This is a genomic window from Actinomadura chibensis NBRC 106107 (assembly GCF_001552135.1).
GTDB lineage: Bacteria > Actinomycetota > Actinomycetes > Streptosporangiales > Streptosporangiaceae > Spirillospora > Spirillospora chibensis.
Genome location: NZ_BCQP01000012.1, coordinates 104,660 through 130,484 on the forward strand (window position 1 = coordinate 104,660; position 25,825 = coordinate 130,484).

Annotated in this window: 23 protein-coding genes; 14 read left to right on the plus strand and 9 right to left on the minus strand. The window is 75.1% G+C overall.

What is annotated here, in order from left to right; all coding sequences use genetic code 11:
• Positions 1–95 precede the first annotated feature (95 nt).
• Complete coding sequence (prcB, locus tag ACH01S_RS07760) at positions 96–905, plus strand: proteasome subunit beta (protein WP_067887222.1); 810 nt, start codon at positions 96–98, stop codon at positions 903–905.
• A gap of 61 nt (positions 906–966) precedes the next feature.
• Positions 967–2,685, plus strand: a complete 1,719-nt coding sequence (polX, locus tag ACH01S_RS07765; protein ID WP_067887009.1) for a DNA polymerase/3'-5' exonuclease PolX — start codon at positions 967–969, stop codon at positions 2,683–2,685.
• 10 nt (positions 2,686–2,695) lie between these two features.
• On the opposite strand, the gene ACH01S_RS07770 is transcribed toward polX, so the two are convergent.
• From ACH01S_RS07770 to ACH01S_RS07780, 3 genes are all read right to left on the minus strand, one after another.
• Positions 2,696–3,697: a COX15/CtaA family protein gene (locus tag ACH01S_RS07770; RefSeq protein ID WP_067887012.1), complete on the minus strand. Its 1,002-nt coding sequence runs from the start codon at positions 3,695–3,697 to the stop codon at positions 2,696–2,698.
• Positions 3,698–3,762: 65 nt separating this feature from the next.
• Positions 3,763–5,004, minus strand: a complete 1,242-nt coding sequence (locus ACH01S_RS07775; protein WP_067887014.1) for a PrsW family intramembrane metalloprotease — start codon at positions 5,002–5,004, stop codon at positions 3,763–3,765.
• A 77-nt stretch (positions 5,005–5,081) separates the two neighbouring features.
• Entirely contained in the window at positions 5,082–6,080 is a 999-nt protein-coding gene (locus tag ACH01S_RS07780) for a heme o synthase (protein ID WP_083980433.1), read from the minus strand.
• Between the two features lie 539 nt (positions 6,081–6,619).
• On the opposite strand from ACH01S_RS07780, the gene tkt reads away from it, so the two are divergent.
• From tkt to ACH01S_RS07795, 3 genes are read left to right on the plus strand one after another with little or no spacing between them, the layout of a single operon-like run.
• Positions 6,620–8,671, plus strand: a complete 2,052-nt coding sequence (gene tkt / locus ACH01S_RS07785) for a transketolase (protein ID WP_246237170.1) — start codon at positions 6,620–6,622, stop codon at positions 8,669–8,671.
• Positions 8,672–8,690: 19 nt separating this feature from the next.
• Positions 8,691–9,806: a transaldolase gene (gene tal, locus ACH01S_RS07790; protein ID WP_067887020.1), complete on the plus strand. Its 1,116-nt coding sequence runs from the start codon at positions 8,691–8,693 to the stop codon at positions 9,804–9,806.
• Positions 9,803–11,476, plus strand: a complete 1,674-nt coding sequence (locus ACH01S_RS07795) for a glucose-6-phosphate isomerase (RefSeq protein WP_067887023.1) — start codon at positions 9,803–9,805, stop codon at positions 11,474–11,476. Before tal ends, ACH01S_RS07795 begins: the two co-directional genes overlap by 4 nt.
• 368 nt (positions 11,477–11,844) lie before the next feature.
• Here ACH01S_RS07795 and ACH01S_RS43265 read toward each other — a convergent pair whose 3' ends face one another.
• Positions 11,845–12,045: a hypothetical protein gene (locus tag ACH01S_RS43265; RefSeq protein WP_067887026.1), complete on the minus strand. Its 201-nt coding sequence runs from the start codon at positions 12,043–12,045 to the stop codon at positions 11,845–11,847.
• A gap of 189 nt (positions 12,046–12,234) precedes the next feature.
• The gene (locus tag ACH01S_RS43270; RefSeq protein WP_067887030.1) at positions 12,235–12,906 is read right to left on the minus strand and encodes a hypothetical protein; all 672 of its coding nucleotides are present in this window, start codon (positions 12,904–12,906) and stop codon (positions 12,235–12,237) included.
• 374 nt (positions 12,907–13,280) lie between these two features.
• Here ACH01S_RS43270 and ACH01S_RS07810 point away from each other — a divergent pair, with 374 nt between their 5' ends.
• The 6 genes from ACH01S_RS07810 to ACH01S_RS07835 all read left to right on the plus strand — a co-directional run bounded on the left by ACH01S_RS07810 (position 13,281) and on the right by ACH01S_RS07835 (position 20,314).
• Positions 13,281–15,011 (plus strand): hypothetical protein, encoded by a 1,731-nt coding sequence (locus tag ACH01S_RS07810; protein WP_067887033.1) that lies wholly within the window; start codon positions 13,281–13,283, stop codon positions 15,009–15,011.
• A gap of 259 nt (positions 15,012–15,270) precedes the next feature.
• Complete coding sequence (gene zwf / locus ACH01S_RS07815; protein ID WP_067887036.1) at positions 15,271–16,797, plus strand: glucose-6-phosphate dehydrogenase; 1,527 nt, start codon at positions 15,271–15,273, stop codon at positions 16,795–16,797.
• Positions 16,797–17,879, plus strand: a complete 1,083-nt coding sequence (locus ACH01S_RS07820) for a glucose-6-phosphate dehydrogenase assembly protein OpcA (protein WP_067887039.1) — start codon at positions 16,797–16,799, stop codon at positions 17,877–17,879. The genes zwf and ACH01S_RS07820 overlap by 1 nt, the downstream gene beginning before the upstream one ends.
• Positions 17,876–18,631 carry a 6-phosphogluconolactonase gene (gene pgl, locus ACH01S_RS07825; protein WP_067887042.1) on the plus strand — a complete coding sequence of 252 codons (756 nt, stop codon included), beginning with the start codon at positions 17,876–17,878 and terminating at the stop codon, positions 18,629–18,631. The genes ACH01S_RS07820 and pgl overlap by 4 nt, the downstream gene beginning before the upstream one ends.
• A 101-nt stretch (positions 18,632–18,732) precedes the next feature.
• Positions 18,733–19,938 (plus strand): L,D-transpeptidase, encoded by a 1,206-nt coding sequence (locus tag ACH01S_RS07830; protein WP_083980434.1) that lies wholly within the window; start codon positions 18,733–18,735, stop codon positions 19,936–19,938.
• A gap of 46 nt (positions 19,939–19,984) precedes the next feature.
• On the plus strand, positions 19,985–20,314 hold the full coding sequence (locus ACH01S_RS07835; protein WP_067887049.1) for a cupin domain-containing protein: 330 nt from the start codon (positions 19,985–19,987) through the stop codon (positions 20,312–20,314).
• 30 nt (positions 20,315–20,344) lie between these two features.
• Here the strand turns inward: ACH01S_RS07835 and ACH01S_RS07840 are convergent, their stop codons facing one another.
• From ACH01S_RS07840 to fdxA, 3 genes are read right to left on the minus strand one after another with little or no spacing between them, the layout of a single operon-like run.
• On the minus strand, positions 20,345–20,776 hold the full coding sequence (locus tag ACH01S_RS07840) for a hypothetical protein (RefSeq protein WP_067887053.1): 432 nt from the start codon (positions 20,774–20,776) through the stop codon (positions 20,345–20,347).
• Positions 20,777–20,815: 39 nt separating this feature from the next.
• Positions 20,816–21,469: a helix-turn-helix transcriptional regulator gene (locus ACH01S_RS07845; protein WP_067887056.1), complete on the minus strand. Its 654-nt coding sequence runs from the start codon at positions 21,467–21,469 to the stop codon at positions 20,816–20,818.
• Complete coding sequence (gene fdxA / locus ACH01S_RS07850) at positions 21,466–21,789, minus strand: ferredoxin (protein WP_067887228.1); 324 nt, start codon at positions 21,787–21,789, stop codon at positions 21,466–21,468. The genes ACH01S_RS07845 and fdxA overlap by 4 nt, the downstream gene beginning before the upstream one ends.
• A gap of 146 nt (positions 21,790–21,935) precedes the next feature.
• On the opposite strand from fdxA, the gene ACH01S_RS07855 reads away from it, so the two are divergent.
• Genes ACH01S_RS07855 through ACH01S_RS07865 form a run of 3 tightly spaced genes read left to right on the plus strand, consistent with a single transcriptional unit; the run spans position 21,936 to position 24,268 of the window.
• Positions 21,936–23,141 carry a sensor histidine kinase gene (locus ACH01S_RS07855; protein WP_246237160.1) on the plus strand — a complete coding sequence of 402 codons (1,206 nt, stop codon included), beginning with the start codon at positions 21,936–21,938 and terminating at the stop codon, positions 23,139–23,141.
• Entirely contained in the window at positions 23,122–23,550 is a 429-nt protein-coding gene (locus ACH01S_RS07860; protein ID WP_067887059.1) for a pyridoxamine 5'-phosphate oxidase family protein, read from the plus strand. Before ACH01S_RS07855 ends, ACH01S_RS07860 begins: the two co-directional genes overlap by 20 nt.
• A 52-nt stretch (positions 23,551–23,602) precedes the next feature.
• On the plus strand, positions 23,603–24,268 hold the full coding sequence (locus ACH01S_RS07865; protein ID WP_067887062.1) for a response regulator: 666 nt from the start codon (positions 23,603–23,605) through the stop codon (positions 24,266–24,268).
• Here ACH01S_RS07865 and ACH01S_RS07870 read toward each other — a convergent pair.
• Positions 24,265–25,797: an MDR family MFS transporter gene (locus ACH01S_RS07870; RefSeq protein ID WP_067887064.1), complete on the minus strand. Its 1,533-nt coding sequence runs from the start codon at positions 25,795–25,797 to the stop codon at positions 24,265–24,267. The genes ACH01S_RS07865 and ACH01S_RS07870 overlap by 4 nt on opposite strands.
• Between the last annotated feature and the right edge of the window lie 28 nt (positions 25,798–25,825).

The following is a 25,825-nucleotide window of genomic DNA, read 5'->3' on the forward strand; positions in this document are numbered from 1 at the left end:
GTGGCGGGGTGTCGGCGCGGCGTGGAAGGATCGGAGGCGTAGCGATCGTCCAGCGGAGGGGAGCAGCCGTGGCCGGCCGGAGCGAGGAGCAGGGGATGCCGCCCGAGTTCTTCGAGGCGGGGTCGCCGTCGTTCGTCGACCTGCTGCGCCTCCACTCCCCCGAGCTGCTGCCGGTGAACCGGGTGCCGGACGGCGACGTGCCCGAGCTGCCGCACGGGACGACCGTCCTCGCGCTCACGTTCCCCGGCGGCGTCATGATGGCGGGCGACCGGCGCGCCACCCAGGGCAACCGCATCGCCTACCGCGAGCTCGACAAGGTGCAGCGCGGCGACGAGTACTCAGCCGTCGCGTTCGCCGGGACGGTCGGGCTGGCGCTGGAGATGGTCCGGCTGTTCCAGGTGGAGCTGGAGCACTACGAGAAGATGGAGACCGTCCCGCTGTCGCTGCCGGGCAAGGCCCGCAGGCTCGGCGCGGTCATCCAGGCGAACCTCGCGCAGGCGCTGCAGGGGCTCGCGGTCGTCCCGCTGCTCGCCGGGTACGACCCCGACGCCGACGAGGGACGCATCTACACCTACGACATCACCGGCGCCCCGCAGGAGGCCCGCCACTTCCACGCGGACGGCTCCGGCTCCCCCTACGCGGCGGGCGCGCTGAAGAAGCTGTACCGCACCGACCTGTCCCTGGAGGACGCGGCGACGGTCTGCGTCCAGGCCCTGTACGACGCGGCCGACGACGACACCGCGACGGGCGGCCCGGACCCGGCGCGCCGCATCTACCCGACGATCGCCGTCGTCACCGCCGACGGCTACCGGCGGCTGCCCGACGAGCAGGTGTCCGCGATCGCCGACGAGGTCCTGCGGGCCCGCCTGGACGCCCCGAACGGCCCGGTCGCGCCGCTGCGCTGAGCCGCACCGGGGGGCCGCGCCGGGCCGGGGAGTGTCGTACCCGGCTCCTAGACTCGAAGGCATGGCACGGGCGAACGACGAGGCTGCGGCCCTCATCCAGGAACTGGCCGACCTGCTGTCCATCACCGGCGGCGACGCGTTCAAGATCAGGGCGTACGAGAAGGCCGCGCGGGCGATCGCGGGCCATCCCGGCGACGTCTCCGAGCTCGACCTCGCCGGGCTGCGCAAGATCCCCGCGGTGGGCGAGGCGATCGCGAAGAAGGTCCTCGACTACACGAGCACCGGGACGATCCGCCAGGTCGAGGAGCTGCGCACGCAGATCCCCGCCGGGGTGCGGGCGCTGACCGCCATCCCCACCCTCGGCCCGAAGAAGGCCCTCACCGTCTACGAGGAGCTCGGCATCTCCTCCGTGGACGACCTCGCCGCCGCGATCAAGGAGGGGCGGCTGCGCGGCCTGAAGGGCTTCGGCGCCAAGACCGAGGAGAACATCCTGCACGGCATCGAGCTGATGCGCAGCTCGGGCGAGCGCGTCCTGCTCGACGCCGCCGCGGGCGTCGCCGACGAGGTGGTCGCCGTGCTCTCCGGGCTGCCGGAGGTCGAGCGGTGCGAGCACGCGGGCTCGCTGCGCCGGATGCGGGAGACGATCGGCGACGTGGACGTCCTCGCCGCGTCCCGCGACCCGAAACCGGTCATGGCGGCGTTCACGGCGCTGCCGTTCGTCGCGGAGGTCGTCGCGAGCGGCGAGAAGAAGACGTCGATCCGCACCGCGAAGGGACTCCAGGTCGACCTGCGGGTCGTCCCGCCCGAGTCGTGGGGCGCGGCGCTGCAGTACTTCACCGGCTCGCAGGCGCACAACATCCGCACCCGCGAGATCGCGGTGAAGGCGGGGCTCAAGCTGTCCGAGTACGGCCTGTTCGAGGCCGAGTCGGACGAGCTGATCGTCTCGGCGACCGAGGAGGAGGTCTACGAGCGGCTCGGCCTGCCCTGGATCCACCCGGCCCTCCGCGAGGACACCGGCGAGATCGAGGCCGCCCTCAGGGACGACCTGCCCCGCCTCGTCACCGTCGACGACCTGCGCGGCGACCTGCACAGCCACACCGACCTCACCGACGGCGTCGCCTCCCTCGCCGACATGGTCGCCGCCGCGCGCGCCCGCGGCCTGGAGTACTACGCGATCACCGACCACGCGCCCGACCTCGTGATGCAGCGCATGACGGACGAGAAGATGCTCGCCCAGCGCGCCCAGGTCGCCGAGCTGCAGAAGGAGTACCGCGACCTCACGCTCCTGCACGGCACCGAGCTGAACATCGGCCCGGAGGGCGGCGTCGACTGGGACGCCGACTTCCTCTCCGGCTTCGACGTGTGCGTCGCATCCATCCACTCGCACTTCACGCAGGACCAGGAGACCATGACGCGGCGGCTCGTCCGCGCCTGCGAGAACCCGCACGTCCACGTCATCGGACATCCGACGGCCCGCAGCATCGGCCGCCGCCCGCCGGTCGACGCCGACTGGGACGAGGTGTTCCGCGCCGCCGCCCGCACCGGCACCGCGATGGAGATCGACTCGTTCCCCGACCGGCTCGACCTGCCCGCCGACCTGATCCGCCGCGCGAAGCGGTTCGGCGTGAAGTTCTCGGTCGACACCGACGCGCACTCGCTCGGGCACCACCGCAACATCCGCTACGGCGTCGGCACCGCGCAGCGCGGCTGGCTGACCCCCGACGACGTGATCAACACCTGGCCGCTCGACCGCCTCCGCGCGTTCCTCAAGAAGCGCTGAGCGAGGGGCGTCAGGCGGGCTGCGGGGCCTCCGCCTGCGCGGGCTCCGGCGCGGGCGCGGCGCCGTCGGCGACCGGCGCCGGTCCCCGGTCGCGGAGGGCGAAGAAGAGCCGGAACGCCGTGATCCACATCAGCACCGCGCCGAGCATGTGCAGCAGCACGAGGCCCTCGGGGACGCCGAGCGCGTACTGGATGTAGCCGATCGCGCCCTGGACCACGATGATCGCGGCCAGCTCGTGCGCGCGGCGGCGCGCCGCCGCCGGGGCGCCGGTCCGGTGCAGGACGAGGATTGCGACCAGCGTCAGCCCGATCGTGACCCAGGCCAGCTCGCCGTGGACGCGGGCGACGTCGGTGATGTCGAAGCCGTACCGGCGGGACTCGGCGTCCCCCGCGTGCGGCCCGGTGCCGGTGACGACGGTGCCCGCGACGAGCACCGCCGCGCACGACACGAGCAGCGCGGCGGCGAGGCGGCGCGTCCACGGCCCGGCGAGCGGGCGCGGCGGCGCGTCGCCCTCCCCCGCGCGGACCCACAGCGCCACGCAGAAGACCAGCAGCGCGGGCGAGACCAGGAAGTGCAGCGACACGGCCGCCGGGTGGAGCTTCGTCAGGACGACGATCCCGCCGATGACCGCCTGCGCGACCACGCTCATGGGCTGCGCCAGCGCCCACCACACGAGGTCCTTCCGGCGGGGGCGCAGCCGCAGCGCGGCGACGAACACGAGCACCCCGACGCCCAGCACCACGAACGTGATCAGCCGGTTGCCGAACTCGATCGACATGTTGAGCCAGTGGTGCTCGGGGTCGTGCGTCGGGACGAGGCTGTCGCCGGAGCAGCGCGGCCAGTCGGGGCAGCCGAGCCCGGACTTGGTCACCCGCACGGCGCCCCCGCTGACGACGATCACCACGTTGCCGAGGACGCCGAGGAGCGCGAGCAGCCGCAGCGACCCGGCGGTCGGGCGCCACACGGCGTCCCGGGTCCGGGTCAGGAGGGAGGAGGTCCGACGCTCTGCCACGGCACCAATCGTATGGCCGCCCCGCCGCACCCCCGCTCCGCCCCCCGCCGAGCGCCCGGGCCCGGTCAGTAGCCGGGGCGCGGGGGGCCTCCGTAGGGCCCGTACGGGCCCTGCGGCGTGAAGCCGGACGGTCCCGGCCCCGCCCACGGCGGGCCGCCGAGGCGGCTCGCGCCGGGGCGCGGCGGCGTCCGCAGGAACGCCTGCCTGGCCAGCGCCATCAGGTTCAGCAGCGAGTCGCGGCGGGTGACGAACCAGGCGGGCTCGGCCACGCCGCGGTCGGCGCGCTTGTGCAGCAGCGCCAGCTCGGTCGCGGCGAGCTGGTAGTCGGTCATGGCGCGGGCGGCGGGCGGGCCGCCGACGGCGCGGGCCCAGCGGCGGGCGGCGCGGCGGGACGGCAGCGAGCGCAGCATCCGCACGTCCTGCGGCGTGACGAGGCCCGTCCCGGCGTACATCGGCAGGTACGCCTCGATGCGCCGGACGGTCCCCCGCCGCTCCACCAGCACGATGACCATCAGGACGACCAGGACGCAGAAGTCCAGCAGGTAGACGACGCCGAGCCCGCCGAGCCCGTACGAGGCGGCGCCGTTCCACAGCCCGTGCAGGACCATCGCGCCGAGCAGCCCGGCGAGCGGCGCGAGGATCTGGAAGCGCCGGTGCGTGGCGGCGTAGGCGACGCCGAGCCCGGTCATCGAGGTGAACAGCGGGTGGCTGAGCGGCGCGACCAGGCCGCGCAGGATGAACACGGCCTGGAGCTGCTGGGCCCCGCCCTCCTCGAAGGCCCGCATGTAGTAGGTGATGTTCTCCATCATGGCGAAGCCGAGGCCGACCATGGCGGCGTAGATGATCCCGTCGGCGAACCCGTCGATCTCGTTGCGGCGGAACCACAGCAGCCCGAACAGGACGGCGCCCTTCAGCGTCTCCTCGATGACCGGAGCGCCGAACGTGGCGCTGACGAAGTGCCCCTCCGTCTCGCCGAAGACGGGCACGGTCACGTACAGCAGTCCGAGGGTGTTGAGGACGAGCGCGCCGAGCACCGCGATCCCCGCGCCCCACAGGAAGGAGAAGGCCAGGGCGCGCGGCGGCTCCGGCTCCAGCCGGTCGAGGGTGAGCGCGAGGGCGACCAGCACGGGGATGGGCAGGATGGCGAGGACGACCCCGACCCAGAACCCCGCTCCCCCGAGGGCGACGTCCGCGCCGAGCGCGATCAGCACGCACAGCCCCGAGACGGTCATGCCGATGATCATGCCGACCGGGGGCCGGCCGGGCACCCGGCCCTCCAGCACCGCCTTGGGGTCAAGTTGCGCCATGCCGCAGAGCGTAACCGCCGGTCGTCCGGAGCGCTAAGGCCGCCCCGACACGGACGGTGACCGCCCGGCGACCCGGCTCAGCGCAGGATCGGGTCGACGGCGACGGCCGTGAACAGCAGCGCGAGGTACACGTTGGACAGGTGGAAGAACCGCATCGGACGCAGGTGGACGCCCGTCACCCCGGCCCGCACGGCGCGCAGCAGCCGGTGCCCCTCGGCGAGGAACACGAGGCCGAGGACGACGGCGACCGCCCCGTACACCGGGCCCATCCCGGCCACCGGCCACAGCAGCAGCGAGCACGCCACGGTGGCGTAGGTGTAGACGAGGCTCTCGGTGACGACGCGGCGCTCGCTCGCGACGACCGGCAGCATCGGGACCTTGGCGACCGCGTAGTCGTCGCGGTAGCGCATCGCGAGCGTCCAGGTGTGCGGCGGCGTCCACAGGAACACGACGCCGAACAGCACGAGCGGCGTCCAGGCGAGGCCGCCGGTGATCGCGGCCCAGCCGATGAGGACGGGCATGCACCCGGCGATCCCGCCCCACACGACGTTCTGCGAGGTGCGGCGCTTGAGGAGCAGCGAGTACACGAAGACGTAGAACAGGATCGCGAACAGCGACCCGGCGGCGGCGACCGGGTTCACGGCGAGCAGGAACCCGGCGGTGGACACCGCCGCGAGCGTGATCCCGAAGATCAGCGCGCGGGCCGGGGTGACCTGGTGGCGGGCCAGCGGGCGGCGCCGGGTGCGGCGCATCTTCGCGTCGATGTCGCGGTCGATGTAGCAGTTGATCGCGTTCGCGGCGCCCGCGGACATGGTGCCGAACGCCAGCGTCAGCAGCACGGTGGACAGCGGCGGGACGCCCCCGTCCGCGAGGAACATCACCGGGATGGTGGTGATCAGCAGCAGCTCGATCACCCGCGGCTTGGTCAGCGCCACGTACGCGCGCAGCCGCGCGCCGAGGGTCCGCGCCTCCGCCGGCTCTGCGGCGGCCACCGGCACGAGCGGCGCCGCCGGCGCCCCCGGCGCCTGCGAGTCGAGGTCGACCTCGACCCCGCGCTTGTTACTGAGCACCGTCACAATCGGGTCCACGTCCAACTAGGGATGGGAAATCGCGTACCAGGTCGGCGGCGCCCCCGCGATCCGGGCCGGCCTCGGCTGGTTCGATTTCGGCTTCGTTCCTGCCGCGGCCGCTGTCGTCAACCGCGCAATCACTGTAGTGCGCCCCCTCCGCGACCCTTGCACCGGGTGGCGCGGACGCGCCGCGCGCGCCTCCCGCCGCGTCCCGGGAACGTCACCCGCGCGGTGGTTAGCGCGCGGGCCGTCCGGGCAAGGGTGGTGCGGCCCGTCCGCGCGATAGGCTCGCCACGGGGCGCGGCATGGATCTTCGCGGGCCGCGAACGGGGCCGGCACGGGGCGCCGGGAGGCCGGGGAAGCGCGGCGCGCCGCCGGACGTCGCCGACCACGGGGCGCGGGGGCGGACGGACGCGGCACAACATCACAGTGTGGATCTTCACATCGGTTCGAGAGGAGCCTGGCGTTCCGTGAGCAGGAACAACAGCACGTTTGAGTGGTCCGACCAGGACCGGCGGGCCGTGGACGTGGTCCGCGCCCTCGCCATGGACGCGGTCGAGGAGGCGGGCTCCGGCCACCCGGGCACGGCGATGAGCCTCGCGCCCGCCGCCTACCTTCTGTTCCAGCGGTTCCTCCGGCACGACCCGACGGACCCGCACTGGCCCGGCCGCGACAGGTTCGTGTTGTCCTGCGGCCACTCCAGCCTGACCCTCTACATCCAGCTCTACCTGTCCGGCTACCCGATGACGCTGGACGACCTGAAGTCGCTCCGCAAGTGGGGCAGCCTCACCCCCGGCCACCCCGAGCACGGCCACACGGCGGGCGTCGAGACGACGACGGGGCCGCTCGGCCAGGGCGTCGCGAACGCGGTCGGGATGGCGATGGCGGCGCGCCGCGAGCGCGGCCTGTTCGACCCGGACGCGCCGGAGGGCGAGTCCCCCTTCGACCACACGATCTGGGCGTTCGCCTCCGACGGCGACATCGAGGAGGGCATCAGCCACGAGGCGAGCTCCCTCGCGGGCCACCAGCGCCTCGGCAACCTGGTGCTGCTCTACGACGACAACCACATCTCGATCGAGGACGACACCGCGATCGCGCTGTCGGAGGACGTCCGGGCCCGGTACGCGGCCTACGGCTGGGACGTCCACCACGTCGACTGGACGGCGAACGGCGACTACGAGGAGAACGTCGCCGCGCTGGCCGCCGCGTTCGCCGCCGCGAAGGCCGAGACGTCCCGCCCGTCGTTCATCGCGCTGCGCACGATCATCGGCTGGCCCGCGCCGAACAAGCGGAACACCGGCAAGATCCACGGCTCGGCGCTCGGCGCCGACGAGGTCGCCGCGACCAAGCGCATCCTCGGCATGGACCCGGCCGAGACGTTCGCCGTCCCCGAGGACGTCCTCGCCCACGCGCGCGAGGTCAGCGAGCGGGGCCGCGCCGAGCACGCCGCGTGGGACGAGGCGTTCGCGGCCTGGCGCGCGGCGAACCCGGTGCGGGCCGCCGAGTACGACCGGATCTCCACCCGCACGCTGCCCCCGGGCTGGGAGACCGCGCTGCCGGAGTTCGAGGCGGGCAAGGCCCTCGCGACGCGGGCCGCGTCCGGCGAGGTGCTGGCGGCGCTGGCGCCGGTGCTGCCGGAGCTGTGGGGCGGCTCGGCCGACCTGGCCGAGAGCAACAACACGACGATGAAGGGCCAGCCGTCCTTCATCCCCGAGGAGTTCCAGACCAAGGAGTTCCCGGGCGACCGGTACGGCCGCACGCTGCACTTCGGCGTCCGCGAGCACGCGATGGGCGCGATCTGCAACGGCATCGCGCTGCACGGCGGCACCCGCCCGTACGGCGGCACGTTCCTGATCTTCAGCGACTACATGCGCCCGGCGGTGCGGCTGGCCGCGCTGATGAAGCTGCCGGTCACCTACGTGTGGACGCACGACTCGATCGGCCTCGGCGAGGACGGCCCGACCCACCAGCCGGTCGAGCACCTGTGGGCGCTGCGCGCGATCCCCGGCCTGGACGTCGTCCGCCCGGCGGACGCGAACGAGACGGCGGTCGCGTGGCGGACCGTCCTCGGGCACACCGACCGGCCCGCCGGGCTCGCGCTGACCCGGCAGAAGCTGCCGACGCTCGACCGCAGCGGCGGCCTCGCGTCCGCGGAGGGCGTCGCGAAGGGCGGCTACGTGCTCGCCGACGCCGACGGCGGCCGGCCCGACGTGATCATCATCGCGACCGGCAGCGAGGTCGAGCTCGCCCTGGAGGCGCGCGACACGCTGCAGGCCGAGGGCACCCCCACCCGGGTCGTGTCGATGCCGTGCGTGGAGTGGTTCGAGGAGCAGACCGACGCCTACCGGCAGGAGGTGCTCCCGCCCGGGGTGAAGGCCCGCGTGTCGGTCGAGGCGGGGATCGCGCTCGGCTGGCGCGCCTACGTCGGCGACGCCGGCGAGTCGGTGAGCCTGGAGCACTTCGGCGCGTCGGCCGACTACAAGACCCTGTTCCTGCAGTTCGGCATCACCTCCGAGCGGGTCGTCGCGGCGGCGAAGGCCAGCCTGATCAGGGCGTCGGTGAAGGACGCGGGACGCGGCGAGACCACCGGCAACTAGGAGCGTGAGGAGCAGAGCGATGAGCGACATCCTGAAGCGGCTCTCCGACGAGGGCGTCTCGATCTGGCTGGACGACATCAGCCGCGACCGGCTGCGCACCGGCAACCTGGCCGAACTGGTCAAGGACCGGCACGTCGTCGGCGTCACGTCCAACCCGACGATCTTCGCCAAGGCGCTGAGCAAGGGCACGGCCTACGACGACCAGGTCCGCGACCTCGCGGTGCGCGGCGTGGACGTCGAGGAGGCGTCCCGCGCGATCACCACCTACGACATCCGCTGGGGCTGCGACGTGCTGCGCCCCGTCTACGACCGGACCGACGGCCTCGACGGCCGCGTGTCCATCGAGGTCGACCCGCGGCTCGCCCGCGACACCCGCAAGACGATCGCCGAGGCGCGGGCGCTGTGGTGGCTGGTCGACCGGCCGAACCTGTTCATCAAGATCCCCGCGACGGAGGAGGGCCTCGCCGCGATCACCTCGACGCTCGCCGAGGGCATCAGCGTGAACGTGACGCTGATCTTCTCGCTGGAGCGCTACGGCAAGGTCATCGACGCGTTCTTCGCGGGCCTGGAGCAGGCGCGGGAGAACGGGCACGACCTGTCGGGGATCGCGTCGGTGGCGTCGTTCTTCGTCAGCCGGGTCGACACCGAGATCGACAAGCGGCTCGACAAGATCGGGTCGGACGAGGCGAAGGCGCTGCGCTCCAAGGCGGGCGTCGCCAACGCGCGGCTGGCGTACGCGCTGTACGAGGAGAAGTTCGGCACCGACCGGTGGAAGGCGCTGAAGGACGCGGGGGCGCGCCCGCAGCGTCCGCTGTGGGCCTCGACCGGCGTGAAGGACCCGAACCTCAAGGACACGCTGTACATCGACGAGCTGGTCGCGCCCGGCGTGGTCAACACCATGCCGGAGGCGACGCTGGACGCCGAGGCCGACCACGGCGAGGTGCGCGGCGACACCGTCCGCGGCTCCTACGACGAGGCGCGGGCGCACATGGCGGCGCTGAAGGACGCGGGCGTCGACTACGACGACGTCGTCCGCGTGCTGGAGGACGAGGGCGTCGAGAAGTTCGCCGCGTCCTGGAAGCAGCTGCTCGACTCCATCACCGGCGAGCTGGAAGCCAAGAGGGCCGGCGCGTGACCTCGGTGGTGACCGCCGGGGGGATCTCGGTCACCATCCGCGGCGCCGTCGTCGACGAGAGCGAGGCGGTCCTCGACCGCCTCGTCTCCGACGGCGTGCCGGGCTCGCTGGCGTCCGGCAACGCCAAGCTGTGGGGGCCGGACGCGGCCCCGCTCGCCGCCCGCCGGCTCGGCTGGCTCGACCTGCCGGAGACCGCGCGGCCGGTGGCGGCCCGGCTGGCCGAGGCTGCGGCCGACGCCCGCGCCGCCGGGCTCGACCGGATCGTGCTCGCCGGGGCGGGCGGCCCCGCCCTCGCCGCCGAGGCGATGTTCCGCACGGCGGGCGGGCGGGACGCGACGGGCGTGGAACTGGTCGTCCTCGACACGGCCGACCCGCACGAGGTGGGCGGCGTCCTCGCCGCCGGGGTCGACCGGACGATCGTGGTCGTCGTCGGGGAGAGCCCCGAGGCCGACGCCCTGCACCGGGTCTTCGCCCACGCGTTCGGCGGCACCGGGCTGAGCGCCGCCGAGCAGGCGCTGCGGTTCGTCGTCGTCGCCGACGAGGGCTCGGAGCCGGAGCGGGCGGCCCGCGCCGCGGGCCACCACCTCGTCGTCGCCGAGCCGGGCACCGACGGGCGCTTCGGCGCGCTCGGCGCGCGCGGGCTCGTCCCGGCGGCGCTCGCGGGCGTCGACGTGGCCGGGCTGCTCGACGAGGCGTCCCGGCTGGCGGGCGTGCTGCGCCAGCCCTACGACAACCCGGCGCTGGCGCTCGGCGCGGTGCTCGCCTCGTCCGCGCTCGGCGCCCGCGACAAGCTGGTGATCGCCGACCACGGCTCCGGGCTGGACGGCCTGTCCGGGTGGATGGAGCAGCTCGTCGCCGGGGCGCTCGGCAAGGACGGCCGGGGCCTGCTGCCCGTGGTCGTGGAGAGCGTCGACGCGCCCGGCTTCGAGCTGACCGGCGACCTGCGCCGGGTCATCCTCGGCCGCCGCCCGGACGAGCCCGGCCCCGGCCGCGAGGCCGGGGTGAGCGTCGCGGGCCCGCTCGGCGCGCAGTTCCTGCTCTGGGAGTACGCGGTCGCGGTGGCGTGCCGGGTGGTCGGCGTGAACCCGTTCGACGAGCCGGACGCCGACGCGTCCCGGCAGGCCGCGGCGGCCCTGCTCCGCTCGGAGGAGGGCGCGGCGCCCACGGTGGTGACGCGTCCGCCCGAGCTGGTGTCGGGCGCGGTGGAGGTGCACGCCCCGGAGGGCGCGCTGCGCGGCGCGCGGACGCTCACCGAGGCGCTCGACGCGGTCCTCGACGACGTCCCCGACGGCGGCTACCTCGCGGTGCAGGCGTTCCTCGACCGGACCGGCGACGCGGCGGCGGCCGGGCTGCGGCCGCTGCTCGCGGCGCGCGGCGGCAAGCTCCGCCGCGATCCGGCGCCGGTGACGTTCGGCTGGGGTCCGCGGTCCCTGCACGCGGCGGGCCAGTACCACAAGGGCGGCCCGGCGAACGGCGCGTTCCTCCAGGTGACGGGAGCCGTGGTGGACGATGTCCCGGTGCCGGGACGGCCCTACACGCTCGGCGAGCTGGAGCTCGCGCAGGCGTTCGGCGACCTGCGGACGGTGCGGTCGCTCGGGCGTCCGGCCGTCCGGCTGCACCTGCGCGACCGGGCGGAGGGGCTCGCCCAGCTCACCGAGGCGCTCGCCTGACCAGCCCCCCCCGACACCCGGACGAGTCGGGACGGAACGGGCGGGACGCAGGGCGACGACCCGAACCCGAATCGCGACGAAGAAGATCGACGGAGATGGTCGCCAATGCCCTTTCTCTCCTGAAACGATGGGGACGGGAGGAGAACGGTGTCCGGATTCGACGTACTGACGCGCGGCGACGTGCTCGACTCGGCGCTGCAGGCGAGGGACTACCTCGTGAGCTGCGGCGTCCCGGGCGCGCTGGCCGCGAAGGACCCCCGGCTGTGGGGGCGCCGCGCGGTCGACCACAGCAGGCTCGGCTGGCTCGACCTGCCGTTCGCCTCCCGCGGCCTGCTGAGCCAGGTGGACGCCCTGGTCGCGGAGGCGCGCTACTCGGGCCTCGACCACATCGTGCTGATCGGCGTCGGCGCGGAGACCCTCGCCGCGCAGGCGATCGTGGAGTCGCACGCGGCCGCCGCCGGGGACGACCGCCCGGCGGGCGGCCTCACCGTCCTCGACGGCAGCGACACCGCCGCGCTCGCGTTCGCGCTGGAGCGCCTCGACCGGACGCTCGTCGTGCTCGCCAGCAAGGCGGGCGTGTCGCTGGAGGGCGACGCCTACCGCCGGATCTTCGCCGCCGCGTTCCGGGAGCGGGGCCTGTCGGAGCGGGAGATCGCGTCCCGGTTCCTCGTGATCACCGACCACGGCAGCCCGCTGCACGACTTCGCCCGGCAGTGCGGCTACCGGATCGGGCTGACCGACCCCTACCTGCCCGGCCACTACGGCGCGCTGTCGGCGTACGGGCTCGTCCCGGCGGTGCTCGCGGGCGCGGACGCCGAACGGCTGCTGGAGGAGGCGGCCTCGCTCGTCCCGTCGCTCGGCAAGGACGAGGACAACCCCGGGCTGCTGCTCGGCGCGGTCCTCGGCGGCTGCGCGCAGCAGGCCCCGGGCGGCCTCGCCCGCGACAAGGTGCTGCTGCGCGGCCCCGGCGCGCTGACCGCCTGGATCTCCCAGCTCCTCGCGGTCGGCACCGGCAAGCGGGGCCGCGGCGTGGTGGTGTTCGAGCCGCCGGGCGGGCGCGGCGAGTTCCCCGACGTGCACGGCGTGGCGATCAACCCGCGGTCGGCGGCCGACGAGGACGCCGACACCTCGGTGTGGGCGCCGCTCGGCGCGCAGTTCCTGATGTGGGAGTACGCGACGGCGGTCGCCGGGTGGCTGCTCGGGGTGAACCCGTTCGAGGCGGGCAGCGCGGTCGTCCAGGAGGCGGAGGACGACGCGGCCACGCTGCTGCGCGCGCCGGGCGGGACGGCGCTGACCGCCGAGCGCCCGGTGTACGTGGAGGACGGCATCGAGGTGCACGCCGACTTCCCGTGGCCGCCGGGCGCGGAGCTGATGACCGTCCTCGGCGGGCTGGTCGCGTCGGTGCCGTCGGACGGGTATCTGTCCGTCATGTCGTATCTGTCGGGAGACTTCTCGGGGCGCTACCTCGCGCCGTCGCTGGCCCGCGCGTCGGGCCGCCCGGTCGTCTACGGGCCGGGCCCCGCCTTCCCGCACGCGACTGGACCGGTGCACAAGGACGGCCCCGGCAACGGCGCGTTCCTCATCATCACCGGCGACCCGGCGCCCGGCGACGCGCTCGCCGCGCACCCCGTCCCGGGGCGCCCGTACAGCCTGGCGGAGCTGCAGGTGGCGCGGGCCCTCGGCGAGCTGCGGGCGCTGCGCGAGCGGCGGCTCCCGGTGATCAGGCTGCACCTGCGCGACCCGGTGGAGGGCGCCGGACGGCTCACCGAGGCGGTACGGGCGGTCGCGGGGGCGCGCAGGCCGCGTGACGTTCAGCGCCGTCGTCTCGGGGGAGACGGCCATCACCGCCCGCGGACCGCTGCGGGCGGCCGCCGAGCGGGTGCTCGGCCGGTTGTGGATCGACCAGGTGCCGGTCCGGCTCGCGTCGGAGGACGCGTCGCTGTGGCCGTCCGCCGGCGCCGCCGCGCTGGAGGGCCGGGACCTGTGCTGGCCCGGGCAGCCGGGGCCGGGGCGCGCCGTCCTGGACCGTGCCGGGGAGCTGCGCGACCGGGCCCGCGCGGACGGGCTGACCGAGGTCGTGCTGCTCGGCGACGGCGCCCCGGCCCGCGCCGCCGAGCTGATCGTCGCGTCCCGGCGGCGCCCCGTGCCCGACGGCGGCGAGCCCGGCGGCGAGCCCGCCGACCCGGCGCTCACCCTGCTCGACGGCCCCGAGCCGGGCCCGCTGCTCCGCCTGCGGGACGACCCCGACCGGCTCGCCCGGACGATGGTCGTGGTGACCGCCGACGACCCCGCCACCGGGGCGCTGCGCGAGGTCCTCGGCGGGATGCTCGGCGGCCTCGGCCTCTCCCCCGCCGACGTCGCGCGGCGGATCGTCACGGTCGCCGAGCCGGGCGCGGCGGCGGCCAAGCTCGCCGCGGAGGAGGGGCGCCCGCTGGTCGAGGCGCCCGCGCCGACCCCGTTCGGCGCGCTGTCCCCGTACGCGCTGGTGCCCGCCGCGCTCGCCGGGGCGGACGTCGCCGCGCTGCTCGGCGACGCGACCGCCGTTCTCCCGGCGCTGACCCGGCCGGAGCACAACCCGGGGCTCGTCCTCGGCGCGATCCTCGGCGGCGCGGCCCGCGCCGGGCGCCGGACCGCCGTGCTCGGCGGCTACCCGGCCGAGCCGCCCGGCCTCGCCGGGTGGGCGGCGCCGCTGCTGGCGGAGGCGACCGGCGGGCGGCTGACCCCGGTCGTCCAGGACGGCGGGCTCCCGCTCGCGCCCGCGGGCGACCTGTTCCTCGTGACGTTCGGCGGCCGTCCGCGCCAGGACGACGCCACCGTCACCGGCCCGCTCGCCGCCCAGCTCGTCGTGTGGGAGTACGCCGCGGCCGTCGCCGCGTACCTGCTCGGCGCCGACCCGATGGCGCCGCGCGCCGCCCCCGCCCCCGCCCCCGCCCCGAGCACGCTCGACGACGGGACGGGCGGGCCGCTGTTCGCCGACGGCGCGCCGGACCGGGCCGTCGAGGCGCACACGACCGTCCCCGAACTCGCGGCGGCGGGCACGCTGCCCGCGCTCATGGCCGCGCTGGCCGCGCTGGCGGCCGAGGCGGGTCCGGGCGGGCGCCTGGCGATCCGCGCCTACCTCGATCCGGACGAGGCGCGCGGGCAGGGCGCGCAGGTCCGCAGGCTGGCCGCGCTGCTCGCGGCGCGCAGCGGCCGCCCGGTGACGGTCGGCTGGGGCGCGCGGCGGCCCGCGATCGGGAATGATCAACCGGACGGGTGCGTATACCTGATGGTGACCGGGAACGTGGACCGCGACGTGCCGGTCCCGGGACGGGGGCACCGGCTCGGGACGCTGCGGCTGGCCCGGGCGCTCGGGGACGTCCGCGACGCGCGCGCCGCCGGCCGCCCGGTGCTGCGGCTGCACCTGCGGAACCGGTGGGCGGGGCTCGCCCGCCTCCTCGCCGCCGCGCGCGAGCCGGAGCCCGGCGCCGGACCGGACGGGGATCCGGGCACGCGACCGAACACCGGATGGGGAACCGGATGGGACACGGGATGAGCGCGGCGCCCCCGCGGGCGCGTACCCGTGGACGTCCCGGCGCCGCCCCCGGCGGCCCGGGACCGGGACCGGAGATGTGGCCACCGAAGAACGTGCGGAGAGGGCAGGATGCTTGCAGGACCAGGACGACAGGGCGCCGCGCGCCCGGCCGGGCGCGCGGCCGGACGGCCGGACAGGCCCCGATGACCGCAGCGAAGCGAGGATCTTCGGGCCGCCGTCCCGGGGGCCCGGGGGAAGCCCCGAGGAAAGGTAGAGCCACGTGACCGACCCAGCCAATCCGCTCCGCGATCCCCGCGACAAGCGCCTGCCGCGGGTCGCCGGCCCGTGCGTGCTCGTGCTGTTCGGCGTCACCGGCGACCTGTCGCGCAAGAAGCTGCTCCCGGCGATCTACGACCTGGCGAACCGCGGACTGCTCCCGCCCGGCTTCTCCCTCGTCGGGTTCGCCCGCCGCGACTGGGAGAACGAGGACTTCCGCCAGATCGCCTACGACGCCGTCAAGGCGCACGCCCGCACGCCGTTCCGCGAGGACGTCTGGACGCACCTGTCCGAGGGCATGCACTTCGTCCCCGGCGAGTTCGGCGACCCGGGCGCGTTCGACGCGCTGTCCATGGCGGTCAAGGAGCTGGACGAGAGCCGCGGCACCGGCGGCAACTACGCCTTCTACCTGTCGATCCCGCCGAAGGCGTTCCCGCTCGTCGTCGAGCAGCTGCAGCGCAGCGGGCTGGCCGAGCGCCGGGAGGGGTCCTGGCGGCGGGTCGTGATCGAGAAGCCGTTCGGCCGCGACCTGCGCACCGCCCAGGAGCTGAACGACACCGTCCACCGCGTCTTCCCCGAGGAGTCGATCTTCCGGATCGACCACTACCTCGGCAAGGAGACCGTGCAGAACATCCTGGCGCTGCGGTTCGCGAACTCGATGTTCGAGCCGATCTGGAACCGGTCGTTCGTCGACCACGTGCAGATCACCATGGCCGAGGACATCGGGATCGGCGGCCGGGCCGGGTACTACGACGGGATCGGCGCGGCCCGCGACGTCATCCAGAACCACCTGCTGCAACTGCTGGCGCTGACCGCGATGGAGGAGCCGACGTCGTTCAGCGCGGAGGCCGTCCGCGCGGAGAAGGCGAAGATCCTGTCGGCGGTGCGGGTGCCGGGCGACCTGACCGCGTCCACGGCGCGCGGGCAGTACGCGGCGGGCTGGCAGGGCGGCGTGAACGTGCGCGGCTACCTGGAGGAGGACGGCATCCCCGCCGACTCCCGCACCGAGACCTACGCCGCGGTGAAGCTGGAGATCGACAACCGGCGCTGGGCGGGCGTCCCGTTCTACCTGCGCACCGGCAAGCGGCTGAGCCGCCGGGTGACGGAGGTGGCGATGGTGTTCCAGCAGGCGCCGCACCTGCCGTTCTCCGAGACCGACACCGAGGAGCTCGGGCAGAACGCCCTGGTGATGCGGGTGCAGCCGGACGAGGGCATCACGGTCAGGTTCGGCTCGAAGGTGCCCGGCACGTCGATGGAGATCCGCGACGTCAACATGGACTTCGCCTACGGCGAGTCGTTCACCGAGACCTCCCCCGAGGCGTACGAGCGGCTGCTGCTGGACGTCCTGATCGGCGACCCCCCGCTGTTCCCGCGCCAGGAGGAGGTCGAGCTGTCCTGGGAGATCCTCGACCCGATCGAGGAGTTCTGGGCGAGCCGGGGCGGCCTCGACCAGTACAAGTCCGGCGGATACGGGCCCGACAGCGCCGACGAGCTGATGGCGCGCGACGGGCGCACCTGGAGGCGGCTCTGATGAACATCGACCTCACCGGCACGACGACCCGGCAGATCCAGGACGCGCTGACGCAGTCCCGGCACCTGATGGGCGGCCCGGCCGTCGGCATGGTGCTCACGCTGATCATCGTGACCGACGAGTCGGCGCAGTACGACGCGGTGCGGGCGGCGACGGAGGCGGCGCGCGAGCACCCCTGCCGGGTGCTGACCGTCATCTCCCGCGACCCGCGCGGCGCGACGTCCCGGCTGGACGCCGAGATCCGGATGGGCGAGACCGGCCCCGGCGAGACGGTGCTGCTGCGCATGTACGGGCCGCTCGCCGAGCACGCCGACTCGGTCGTCGTCCCGCTGCTGATGCCGGACACCCCGGTCGTGACGTGGTGGCCGGGCGGCAAGGTGCCGAAGGCGCCCGCGAAGGACTCGCTCGGCCGCCTCGCGCAGCGCCGGGTGACCGACTCCTACGCGGCCCGCGACCGGCTCGGCACGCTGGCCCAGCTCGCGGAGGGCTACCGGCCCGGCGACACCGACTTCACCTGGACGCGGCTGACGTCCTGGCGGTCGCTGCTCGCCGCCGCGCTCGACCAGGACCACGAGGACATCGTCGCGGGCGAGGTGGCGGCGGAGCCGGACAGCCCGAGCGCGGAGCTGCTCGCGGCGTGGCTGTCGATCCGGCTCGGCGTCCCGATCTCCCGCGCGGTGTCGGAGGGGCCGGGGCTCACCGGTGTGACGCTGACGACGACGGCCGGGGACATCGTCGTCCACCGGCCGGACGGGCGGGTCGCGACGCTGTGCCGTCCGGGGCAGCCCGACCGGCAGGTGGCGCTGATGCGGCGGCCGATGGCCGAGCTGCTGGCCGAGGAGCTGCGCCGGCTCGACCCGGACGAGGTGTACCGGGAGGCCGCGGCCCGCTTCGCCAAGGACCTCGCGGGCGGGACGACCCGCGAGGGCGTCGCGAGCGACCCGGTGTCGGCGACGGCGGAGGCGGCGAGGACCGGCCCCGCCAGGCGCGAGGCCGCCGACCGCGAGGCCGCCGGGCAGAACGCCGCCGGGGACGGCGCCGCGGGCCAGGGCGAGGGCGCGGACGGATCGGGGGACGCGTGACTCCCCCGTCCGTCCTCGTCCACCGCGACCAGGAGGTGCTCGCCGCCGCGGCGGCGGCGCGGCTGGTCACCCGGATCGCCGACGCGCAGGCCGCGCGGGGCGCGGCGTCGGTCGCGCTGACCGGCGGCGGCGTCGGCACGGCGGTCCTCGCCGCCGTCGCCTCGTCCGGCGCGCGCGACGCGGTCGACTGGGCGCGCCTCGACGTCTGGTGGGGCGACGAGCGGTTCCTGCCCACCGGCGACCCGGAGCGCAACGAGACCGGGGCGCGGGCGGCGCTGCTCGACCACGTCCCGGTCGACCCGGCGCGGGTGCACGCGATGCCCGCGCCCGGCGGCCCGGACGGCGACGACCCCGAGGCGGGCGCCGCCCGGTACGGCGCCGAGCTGGCGGCGGCCGGGGGCCGGTTCGACGTGGTGCTGCTCGGCGTCGGCCCGGACGCGCACGTCGCCTCGCTGTTCCCGCACATGCCGGGCCTGCGCGCGGACGCGCCCGCGGTGGCCGTGCGCGGCGCGCCGAAGCCGCCCCCGACCCGCGTCTCGCTCACGTTCGGGACGCTCAACTCCGCCGACGAGGTGTGGGTGCTCGCGGCCGGGGAGTCGAAGGCGGAGGCGGTGCGGCTCGGCCTGTCGGGCGCGGACGTCGCCGAGGCGCCCGTGGCCGGGGTGCGCGGCCGCGACCGCACGCTGTTCCTGGTGGACCGGTCCGCCGCCGCGAAGCTCCCGCCGGGGGCCGACACGTCTGGGCCGCCCTGACCTGGGAGAAACAGAACAAAGCCCGCACTTTCGAATGTCTTCGGCAAAACCGTGCATACCCTGACGAAGGGAATGCACGTCGAGCGTGAGGAGTGTGCCCAGTGCCCAGGGGTCGGACCGGGACGGCGAGCGCGGCGATCATCGGGGCGGCGGTCGTCGCCGTCGCGGGCTGCTCGTCCGGGGGCGGCGGCGGAAAGGGCGGGGACGGCGGCGGCAAGGCCGAGGACGCGGTCAAGCTGGCCATCACCCCCGCCACCGGCGCTCAGCGGGTGGCGCCCGACCAGCCCGTCACCGTCACGGCCGACAAGGGGCGGCTGACCAGCGTGACCCTCACCTACGGCCAGAAGAACGCCAAGGCGCAGGGAAGGCTCGCCTCGGACGGCAAGTCGTGGAAGTCGTCGTGGACGCTCCGCCCGTCCACGACGTACACGGTCACCGCGAAGGGCACGGGCGAGGGCGGCAAGGAGGCCACGGCGACGTCCACCTTCACGACGCTGACCCCGCCGAAGAAGCTGGAGAGCGGCATGTCCCCGCTGGACGGCGAGAAGGTCGGGGTCGGCATGCCCGTGCAGCTGCTGCTGTCCAAGCCGGTCGCCACCAAGGCCGGGAAGGTCGCGGTCGAGAAGGCGCTTGAGGTCCGGATGTCCAAGCCGGTCGAGGGCGCCTGGTACTGGGTCAGCGACCGGGAGGTCGACTTCCGGCCCCGCGACTACTGGCCGTCCGGGCAGAAGGTTCAGGTCGTCGCGCACCTGGCCGGGCTGAAGGCGGGCGAGGGCCTGTACGGGATGAAGGACCGCAGCACCACCTTCACGGTCGGCCCCCGGCACATCACCACCATCGACGCGAAGAAGCACACCGCGACCGTCACCGACGGCGGGCGCACCGTCCGGACGATGAAGGTCAGCCTCGGCAAGCCGGGCCACGACAGCTACAGCGGCACGATGATCGCGCAGGAGAAGAACGCGCACATCGTGATGGACTCGGCGACCACCGGCGACCCGGGCGAGTACCGGATCCCGACGAAGTGGAACGTCCGGCTGACCTACAGCGGGACGTTCGTCCACTCCGCGCCGTGGTCCACCGACTCGCAGGGCAACGACAACGTCAGCCACGGATGCGTCAACGCCTCCCCGTCCGACGCCAAGTGGTTCTTCGACTTCACGAACCGCGGCGACGTCGTCAAGGTGACCGGGACGACGCGCAGGCTCCAGTTCGGCAACGGTCCGACGCCGTGGGCGAAGTCGTGGGACGCCTGGCTCCAGGGCAGCGCGACCGGCAGGCCCGTCACCGGCGCGCCGCTGAACTGACCGGCCCCCGTGAGGCCGCGGCGGGGGCGCTGGCACACTGGGTGCCATGCAGAAGCTCTCGCTTGACGCACAGGTACGGGACCAGCTCAAGCGCGCCGCCGCCGGGTCCACCGGGCGCAGCGCCGAGACCGTGTACGGCGGGCACGAGCACGTCCTGCGCCAGACGCTGATCGCGCTGACCGCGGGGACGTCCCTGGCCGAGCACGAGAGCCCGGGCGAGGCGACGGTCCACGTCCTGCTGGGGCGGGTGCGGCTGCTGAGCGGCGACGACGCCTGGGACGGCATCGCGGGCGACCTGCTGATCGTCCCGGACGCGCGGCACGCCCTTGAGGCGCTGGAGGACTCGGCCGTCCTGCTGACGGTCGCCAAGCGCTGACCGTCCTCGCGAGCCGTCACGCCGGTGCCGTCAGGCCGCGGCGAGGACGGCGACGCCGAGCGCGAGCAGCAGGGCGACCTTCGCCGCCTCGCACGCCACGTAGTACAGGTGGCCGCGCGAGCGGGGCAGGTCCTCGCCCGCGAGCACCCGGTCCGACCGCCGGTTGAGCCGGGGGCGGATCACGCCGAGCTGCACCGCGAGCAGCGCCGCCGCCAGCGCGGCGAGCACGGCGACCGGCGCGGACGGGCGCCCGGCCGCGACCGCCGCGACCACGACGACGGCGAGCCCGGTCTCGGCGGCGTTCAGCGCGCGGAACACGATCCGGCCGATGCCGAGCCCGACCGGGATCGTCAAGCCGGGCGCGCGGAACTTCAGCGGCGCCTCCATGAAGGAGATCGCCAGCACCATCCCGAGCCACAGGAACGTCACCGCACCGGCCGTCGCCGCCGCCGTCGCGTTCATCGCACAACCGCCTTCCGGGGGATCATCGGCTTTCGGGGATCATCGGGGGGCGCGCCGCAGGTGGGCGACGCAGGCGCCGGGTTCGGCGAAGGGCTCCAGCCGGTCGGCCGCCAGGGGCGCGTCCAGTTCCTCCAGCGCGCCCTGCATGAGGCCGAGGTGGACGTCGCAGACGAGAGGGCCGTACTCCTCCGCCAGTTCGAGGAACGGGCAGTGCCGGAGCCTGATCACGTCGGCGGCGGGCTTCGGGTCGAAGTCGAGGTCGGCGAGCAGGGCGGTGAGCCGCCCGGCGGCGTCGGCCTCGCTCGTCGGCCGGAACGGCGGCGGACGGTCGACGAGGTAGCGGCCCCATTCGCGGCCGGCGCGCGTGGCGTCGGCCCGGGCGCCGGGACCGGCGGAGGCGAGCCGGCTGAGCAGGATCTGCGCGAGCAGCCGGTACCCGCGGGCGCCGCCCCGGTCCATGCCGGGACGCGGCGCGTACACGGTGCGCGGGCGGCCGCGCCCGGACGGCTCCTCGACGCTCCGCTCGACCGCGCCCTCGGCGGCGAGGGCGTCCAGGTGGAAGCGCGCGGTGTTGGCGTGGACGCCGAGCCGCCGGGCGACGTCGGCGACGCCGAGCGGCCCGTCCGCCGCGCGGAGCGCCTCCAGGACCTCGCGCCGCCGGGGCCGGTCCGGCGGCGGGGCGGCGCCGCTCACGCCTCCCCCGCCGGGGGCAGCGCCGCGACCAGCGGATGGTCGCGGTCGACGGCGCCGAGTTTGGCGGCGCCGCCGGGCGAGCCGAGGTCGTCGAAGAACTCGGCGTTGGCCGCCGTGTACGCCTTCCACTGGTCGGGGACGTCGTCCTCGTAGTAGATCGCCTCGACCGGGCAGACGGGCTCGCAGGCGCCGCAGTCGACGCACTCGTCAGGATGGATGTAGAGGGACCGCGCGCCCTCGTAGATGCAGTCGACGGGGCATTCGTCGACGCAGGCGCGGTCCTTGACGTCCACGCACGGCTCGGCGATCACATAGGTCACGGCGCGCTCCTCCCGCATTTTCTACGAATACTACCTGTAGAAATTGATCGCGGCGCGGCGGGGTGGCGCGCGGCCGCTACCAAAGTCGACGGGCCGCCGACCTGCGGCCACTGTCCGCACGCGGGCCCGCCGATACCGTGGAGCGCGTGGAACTCAGGCGATCCTGGCGGGACCGGGTCGGCGACGCGGGCGTCACCGCGGGCGCCGTCGTGCTCGGCCTGCTCATGCTCCAGGCATCGCTGGAGGACCTGCAGAGCGGCCAGGACCTCTCGGTGCCGCGGGACTTGGCGATCGGCGCGGTGAGCTGGGCCGCCGTCCTGCTGTTCCGCCGCCGGTACCCGGTCGCCCTCGCGGTCGTGATGATGTTCGCGCAGCTCACCGCGTCGACGGTGCTCGGCACCGCGGCGGCGGCGGTGTTCTCGGTCGCCGTCCTGCGGCCGTGGCGGACGAGCCTGCCGATCGGCGCCGCGACCATGGGCGTGGTCGCCCTGGAGTTCTGGATCGCGCCGCTGTCGGCGCGCGACTTCCGCGAGGGCGTCGTCGTCTTCGCCCTCATGTACGCGGTGCTCGTCACGGCGGGGATGCTGGTGCGGTCGCGGCGGATGCTGATCGAGTCGCTGCGCGAGCGGGCCCGCGCCGCCGAGACCGAGCAGCAGCTGCGGGTCGAGGAGGCGCGGCTGCTGGAGCGCGAGCGGATCGCGCGGGAGATGCACGACGTCCTCGCCCACCGCATCTCCCTGCTGGCCGTGCACGCGGGCGCGCTGGAGTTCCGCCGGGACTCGCCGCCCGAGCAGCGCGAGGCCGCCGGGATCATCCGGCAGAGCGCCTACGAGGCCATGGAGGACCTGCGCGAGGTCATCGGCGTGCTGCGGGACGACTCCCCGCGCGCCGCCGGCCCGGAGCGCCCGCAGCCGACGCTCGCGGACGTGCCCGGCCTCGTCGCCGAGTCCGAGCGCGCGGGCGGGCGCGTCACGCTGGACGACCGCGTCCCCGATCCGGGGCGCGTCCCGGCGCGGGTCGGGCGGCACGCGTACCGGATCGTCCAGGAGGGGCTGACCAACGCCCGCAAGCACGCGCCGGGGGCGCGCGTCCGGGTGACGCTGGACGCGGGGGCCGACCTCGACATCGAGATCGTCAACGCGCTGCCGCCCGGCCCGCCCGCCCGGCCGCTGCCCGGGGCGGGCGCGGGGCTCGTCGGCCTCGCCGAGCGGGTCGCGCTGCTCGGCGGGACGCTGGAGCACGGCCGCACCGGCGACGGCCGGTTCCGGCTGCGGGCCCGGCTGCCGCTCGGCGGCCCGCATGCCGCCGGGGATGCCGGGAAGGGTGTCCCCCATGGCACCGAACTCCGCTGACCAGCCACTGCTCGAAGAACTGGACCGCGCGGAATGCCTCCGGCTGATCTCCGGCACGGGCGTCGGACGGGTCGCGTTCGACGACGGCGAGGGCCCGACGGTCGTCCCGGTGAACCACGCCGTCGACGGCGACGCCGTGATCTTCCGCACCTCGGCGACGGGGCGCCTGAACCGGAGCCTGGTCCCGATCGTGACCGGCGGGGAGGTCCGGGCCGCGTTCGAGGTCGACCGGTTCGACGAGTCGACCCACGAGGGGTGGAGCGTGCTCGTGCGCGGCGGCGCGCATCCGCTGAGCGACGACGAGATCCCCGGCGTGGCGCAGGTCCGGCCGTGGCCGGGCGGCGAGCGCGACGCGTGGTTCCGGCTGGCCGCGCACGAGGTCAGCGGCCGCCGCCTGCGCCGCCCGTAGCGGCGGGCCTTGACCGGCGGGCCCGGCCGCGCCGAAGCCATAGGGTGGCGGGATGGACTCCGCTGCCATCCGCGTCCTGATCGTGGACGACGACGCGCTCGTCCGGGCCGGCCTGTCGATGATGCTGGCGAACGCCGACGACCTCGACGTGGTGGCCGACGTGGCCGACGGCGCGGAGGTCGTGCCCGCCGTCAACCGGCACCGCCCCGACGTGGTGCTGATGGACATCCGGATGCAGAGGCTGGACGGGCTCGCGGCGACCGAGCTGCTGCGCGCCCGCCGCGACCCGCCCGAGATCATCATCCTGACGACGTTCGACACCGACGACCACATCGTCCGCGCGATGCGGGCGGGGGCGAGCGGGTTCCTGCTGAAGCACACGCCGCCGCCGGAGATCGTCCAGGCGATCCGGCAGGTCGCGGCGGGCGAGCCGATGATGTCGCCCGCGGTGCTGCGGCGGATGATGTCCTACGTCGCGGACGCGGCCGCCGACCCGCGCCAGGCCCGCGCCCGCGAGCTGCTCGGCCGGTTGAGCGAGGGCGAGCGGGCCGTCGCCGCGCTGGTCGGGCAGGGCCGGACCAACAGCGAGATCGGCCGGGAGCTGTCGCTCAGCGTCGCGACCGTGAAGGCGTACGTGTCGCGCCTGCTGACGAAGCTGGAGCTGAACAACCGGGTGCAGGTCGCGCTCCTCGTCCACGACGCCGCCCTCGACACCTAGTCGCGGGGGCCGCCGCCGGGTCCGCGCGGCGCGAGCGGGACGTGCCGCAGCAGCAGCGCGGCGGCGAGGCCCGCGGCGAGCAGCGGCAGCGCGGCGACGAACAGGTCGGTGAACGCGGCGGCGAAGGCGTCGGCGACGCCGTCGCGCACCGGGGCGGGCAGGGCCTCCAGCGCGCCGGGCCGGACGGCGTCGTCGAACGCGGGGACGCGGCCGTCCGGGACGCGCCGCCCGACCTCGGCGGCGAACCGGCTGGACACGATCGAGCCGAACACCGCCATCCCGGCGGCCGTGCCGAGCATCCGCGTCGCGAACACCCCCGAGCTGGCGGCGCCGAGGTCGCGGGGCGGCGCCGCGTTCTGCGCGATCAGCACGACGACCTGCTGCGACAGCCCCGCCCCGAACCCGAGGACGGCCATGTAGCAGCCCGCCACGAGAAGGCTGGTATCGGCGTCCATGGTGGCGAGCAGCGCGACGCCCAGTCCGCTGACCGCCATGCTGGCGGCGGGGAGCCGGTGGTAGCGGCCGGTCCGGTGGATGCGGCGCCCGGCGCCCATCGAGGCGGCGAGGAGCCCGATCATCATCGGCAGCACGAGCAGGCCGGAGCGCGTCGCCCCCGCTCCCCCGACGACCTGGAAGAACATCGGCAGGTAGGTGGCGAGCCCGAACCCGGTCGCGCCGCCGACGGCCGCGACGGCGCAGGCGACGGCGAACGACCGGTCGCGGAACAGGCGCGGCGGGACGACGGGCTCGGCCGCCGTCCGCTCCGCGAGGACCCACACCGCGAACAGGACGGCGGACCCCGCCGCCAGCCCGAGCACGACGGGCGATCCCCACGCGTACCGCGTCCCGGCCCAGCTCGTGAGCAGCGTGAAGCAGGTGACCGCCGCGCCGAGCAGCACGATCCCGCGATAGTCGATCCGCGGCTCGCGGTCCGGGCGCGGCAGCCGCAGCAGGAGCGCGGTCGTGGCCGTGGCGGCGAGGCCGAGCGGCAGGTTGACGTAGAACGCCCAGCGCCAGGACGCGTGGTCGGTGAGGAACCCGCCGATCAGCGGCCCGGCGACGCTCGACACCGCGAAGACCAGCGCCGAGTATCCCTGGTACTTGGCCCGCTCGCGCGGCTCGAACAGGTCGCCGGTCAGCGCGAACATCGAGCTCATCAGGCATCCGGCCGCCGCGCCCTGCCCGACCCGGAAGACGATCAGCCAGTCCATCGACGGCGCCGCCCCGCACGCCGCCGACGCGGCCATGAACCCGGCGAGGCCGGTCAGCAGGACGGGACGGCGCCCGAACAGGTCCCCGAGCCGCCCCGACAGCGGGACGGTGACGCTGGTCGCCAGCACGTACGCGGTGGACACCCAGGCGAGCCGGTCGAGCCCGCCGAGGTCGCCGACGATCGCCGGGAGCGCGGTGCCGAGCACGGTCGCGTCCAGGGACGACATCAGCCCGGCGAGCATCAGCCCGCCGAACACGAGCCGCCGGTCCCGGCGGCTCATCGGCGCGGGGGCGGCGGTTCCGGTCGCGGAATTCATGTGCACCTCTCATTTATATGCTTAAGGC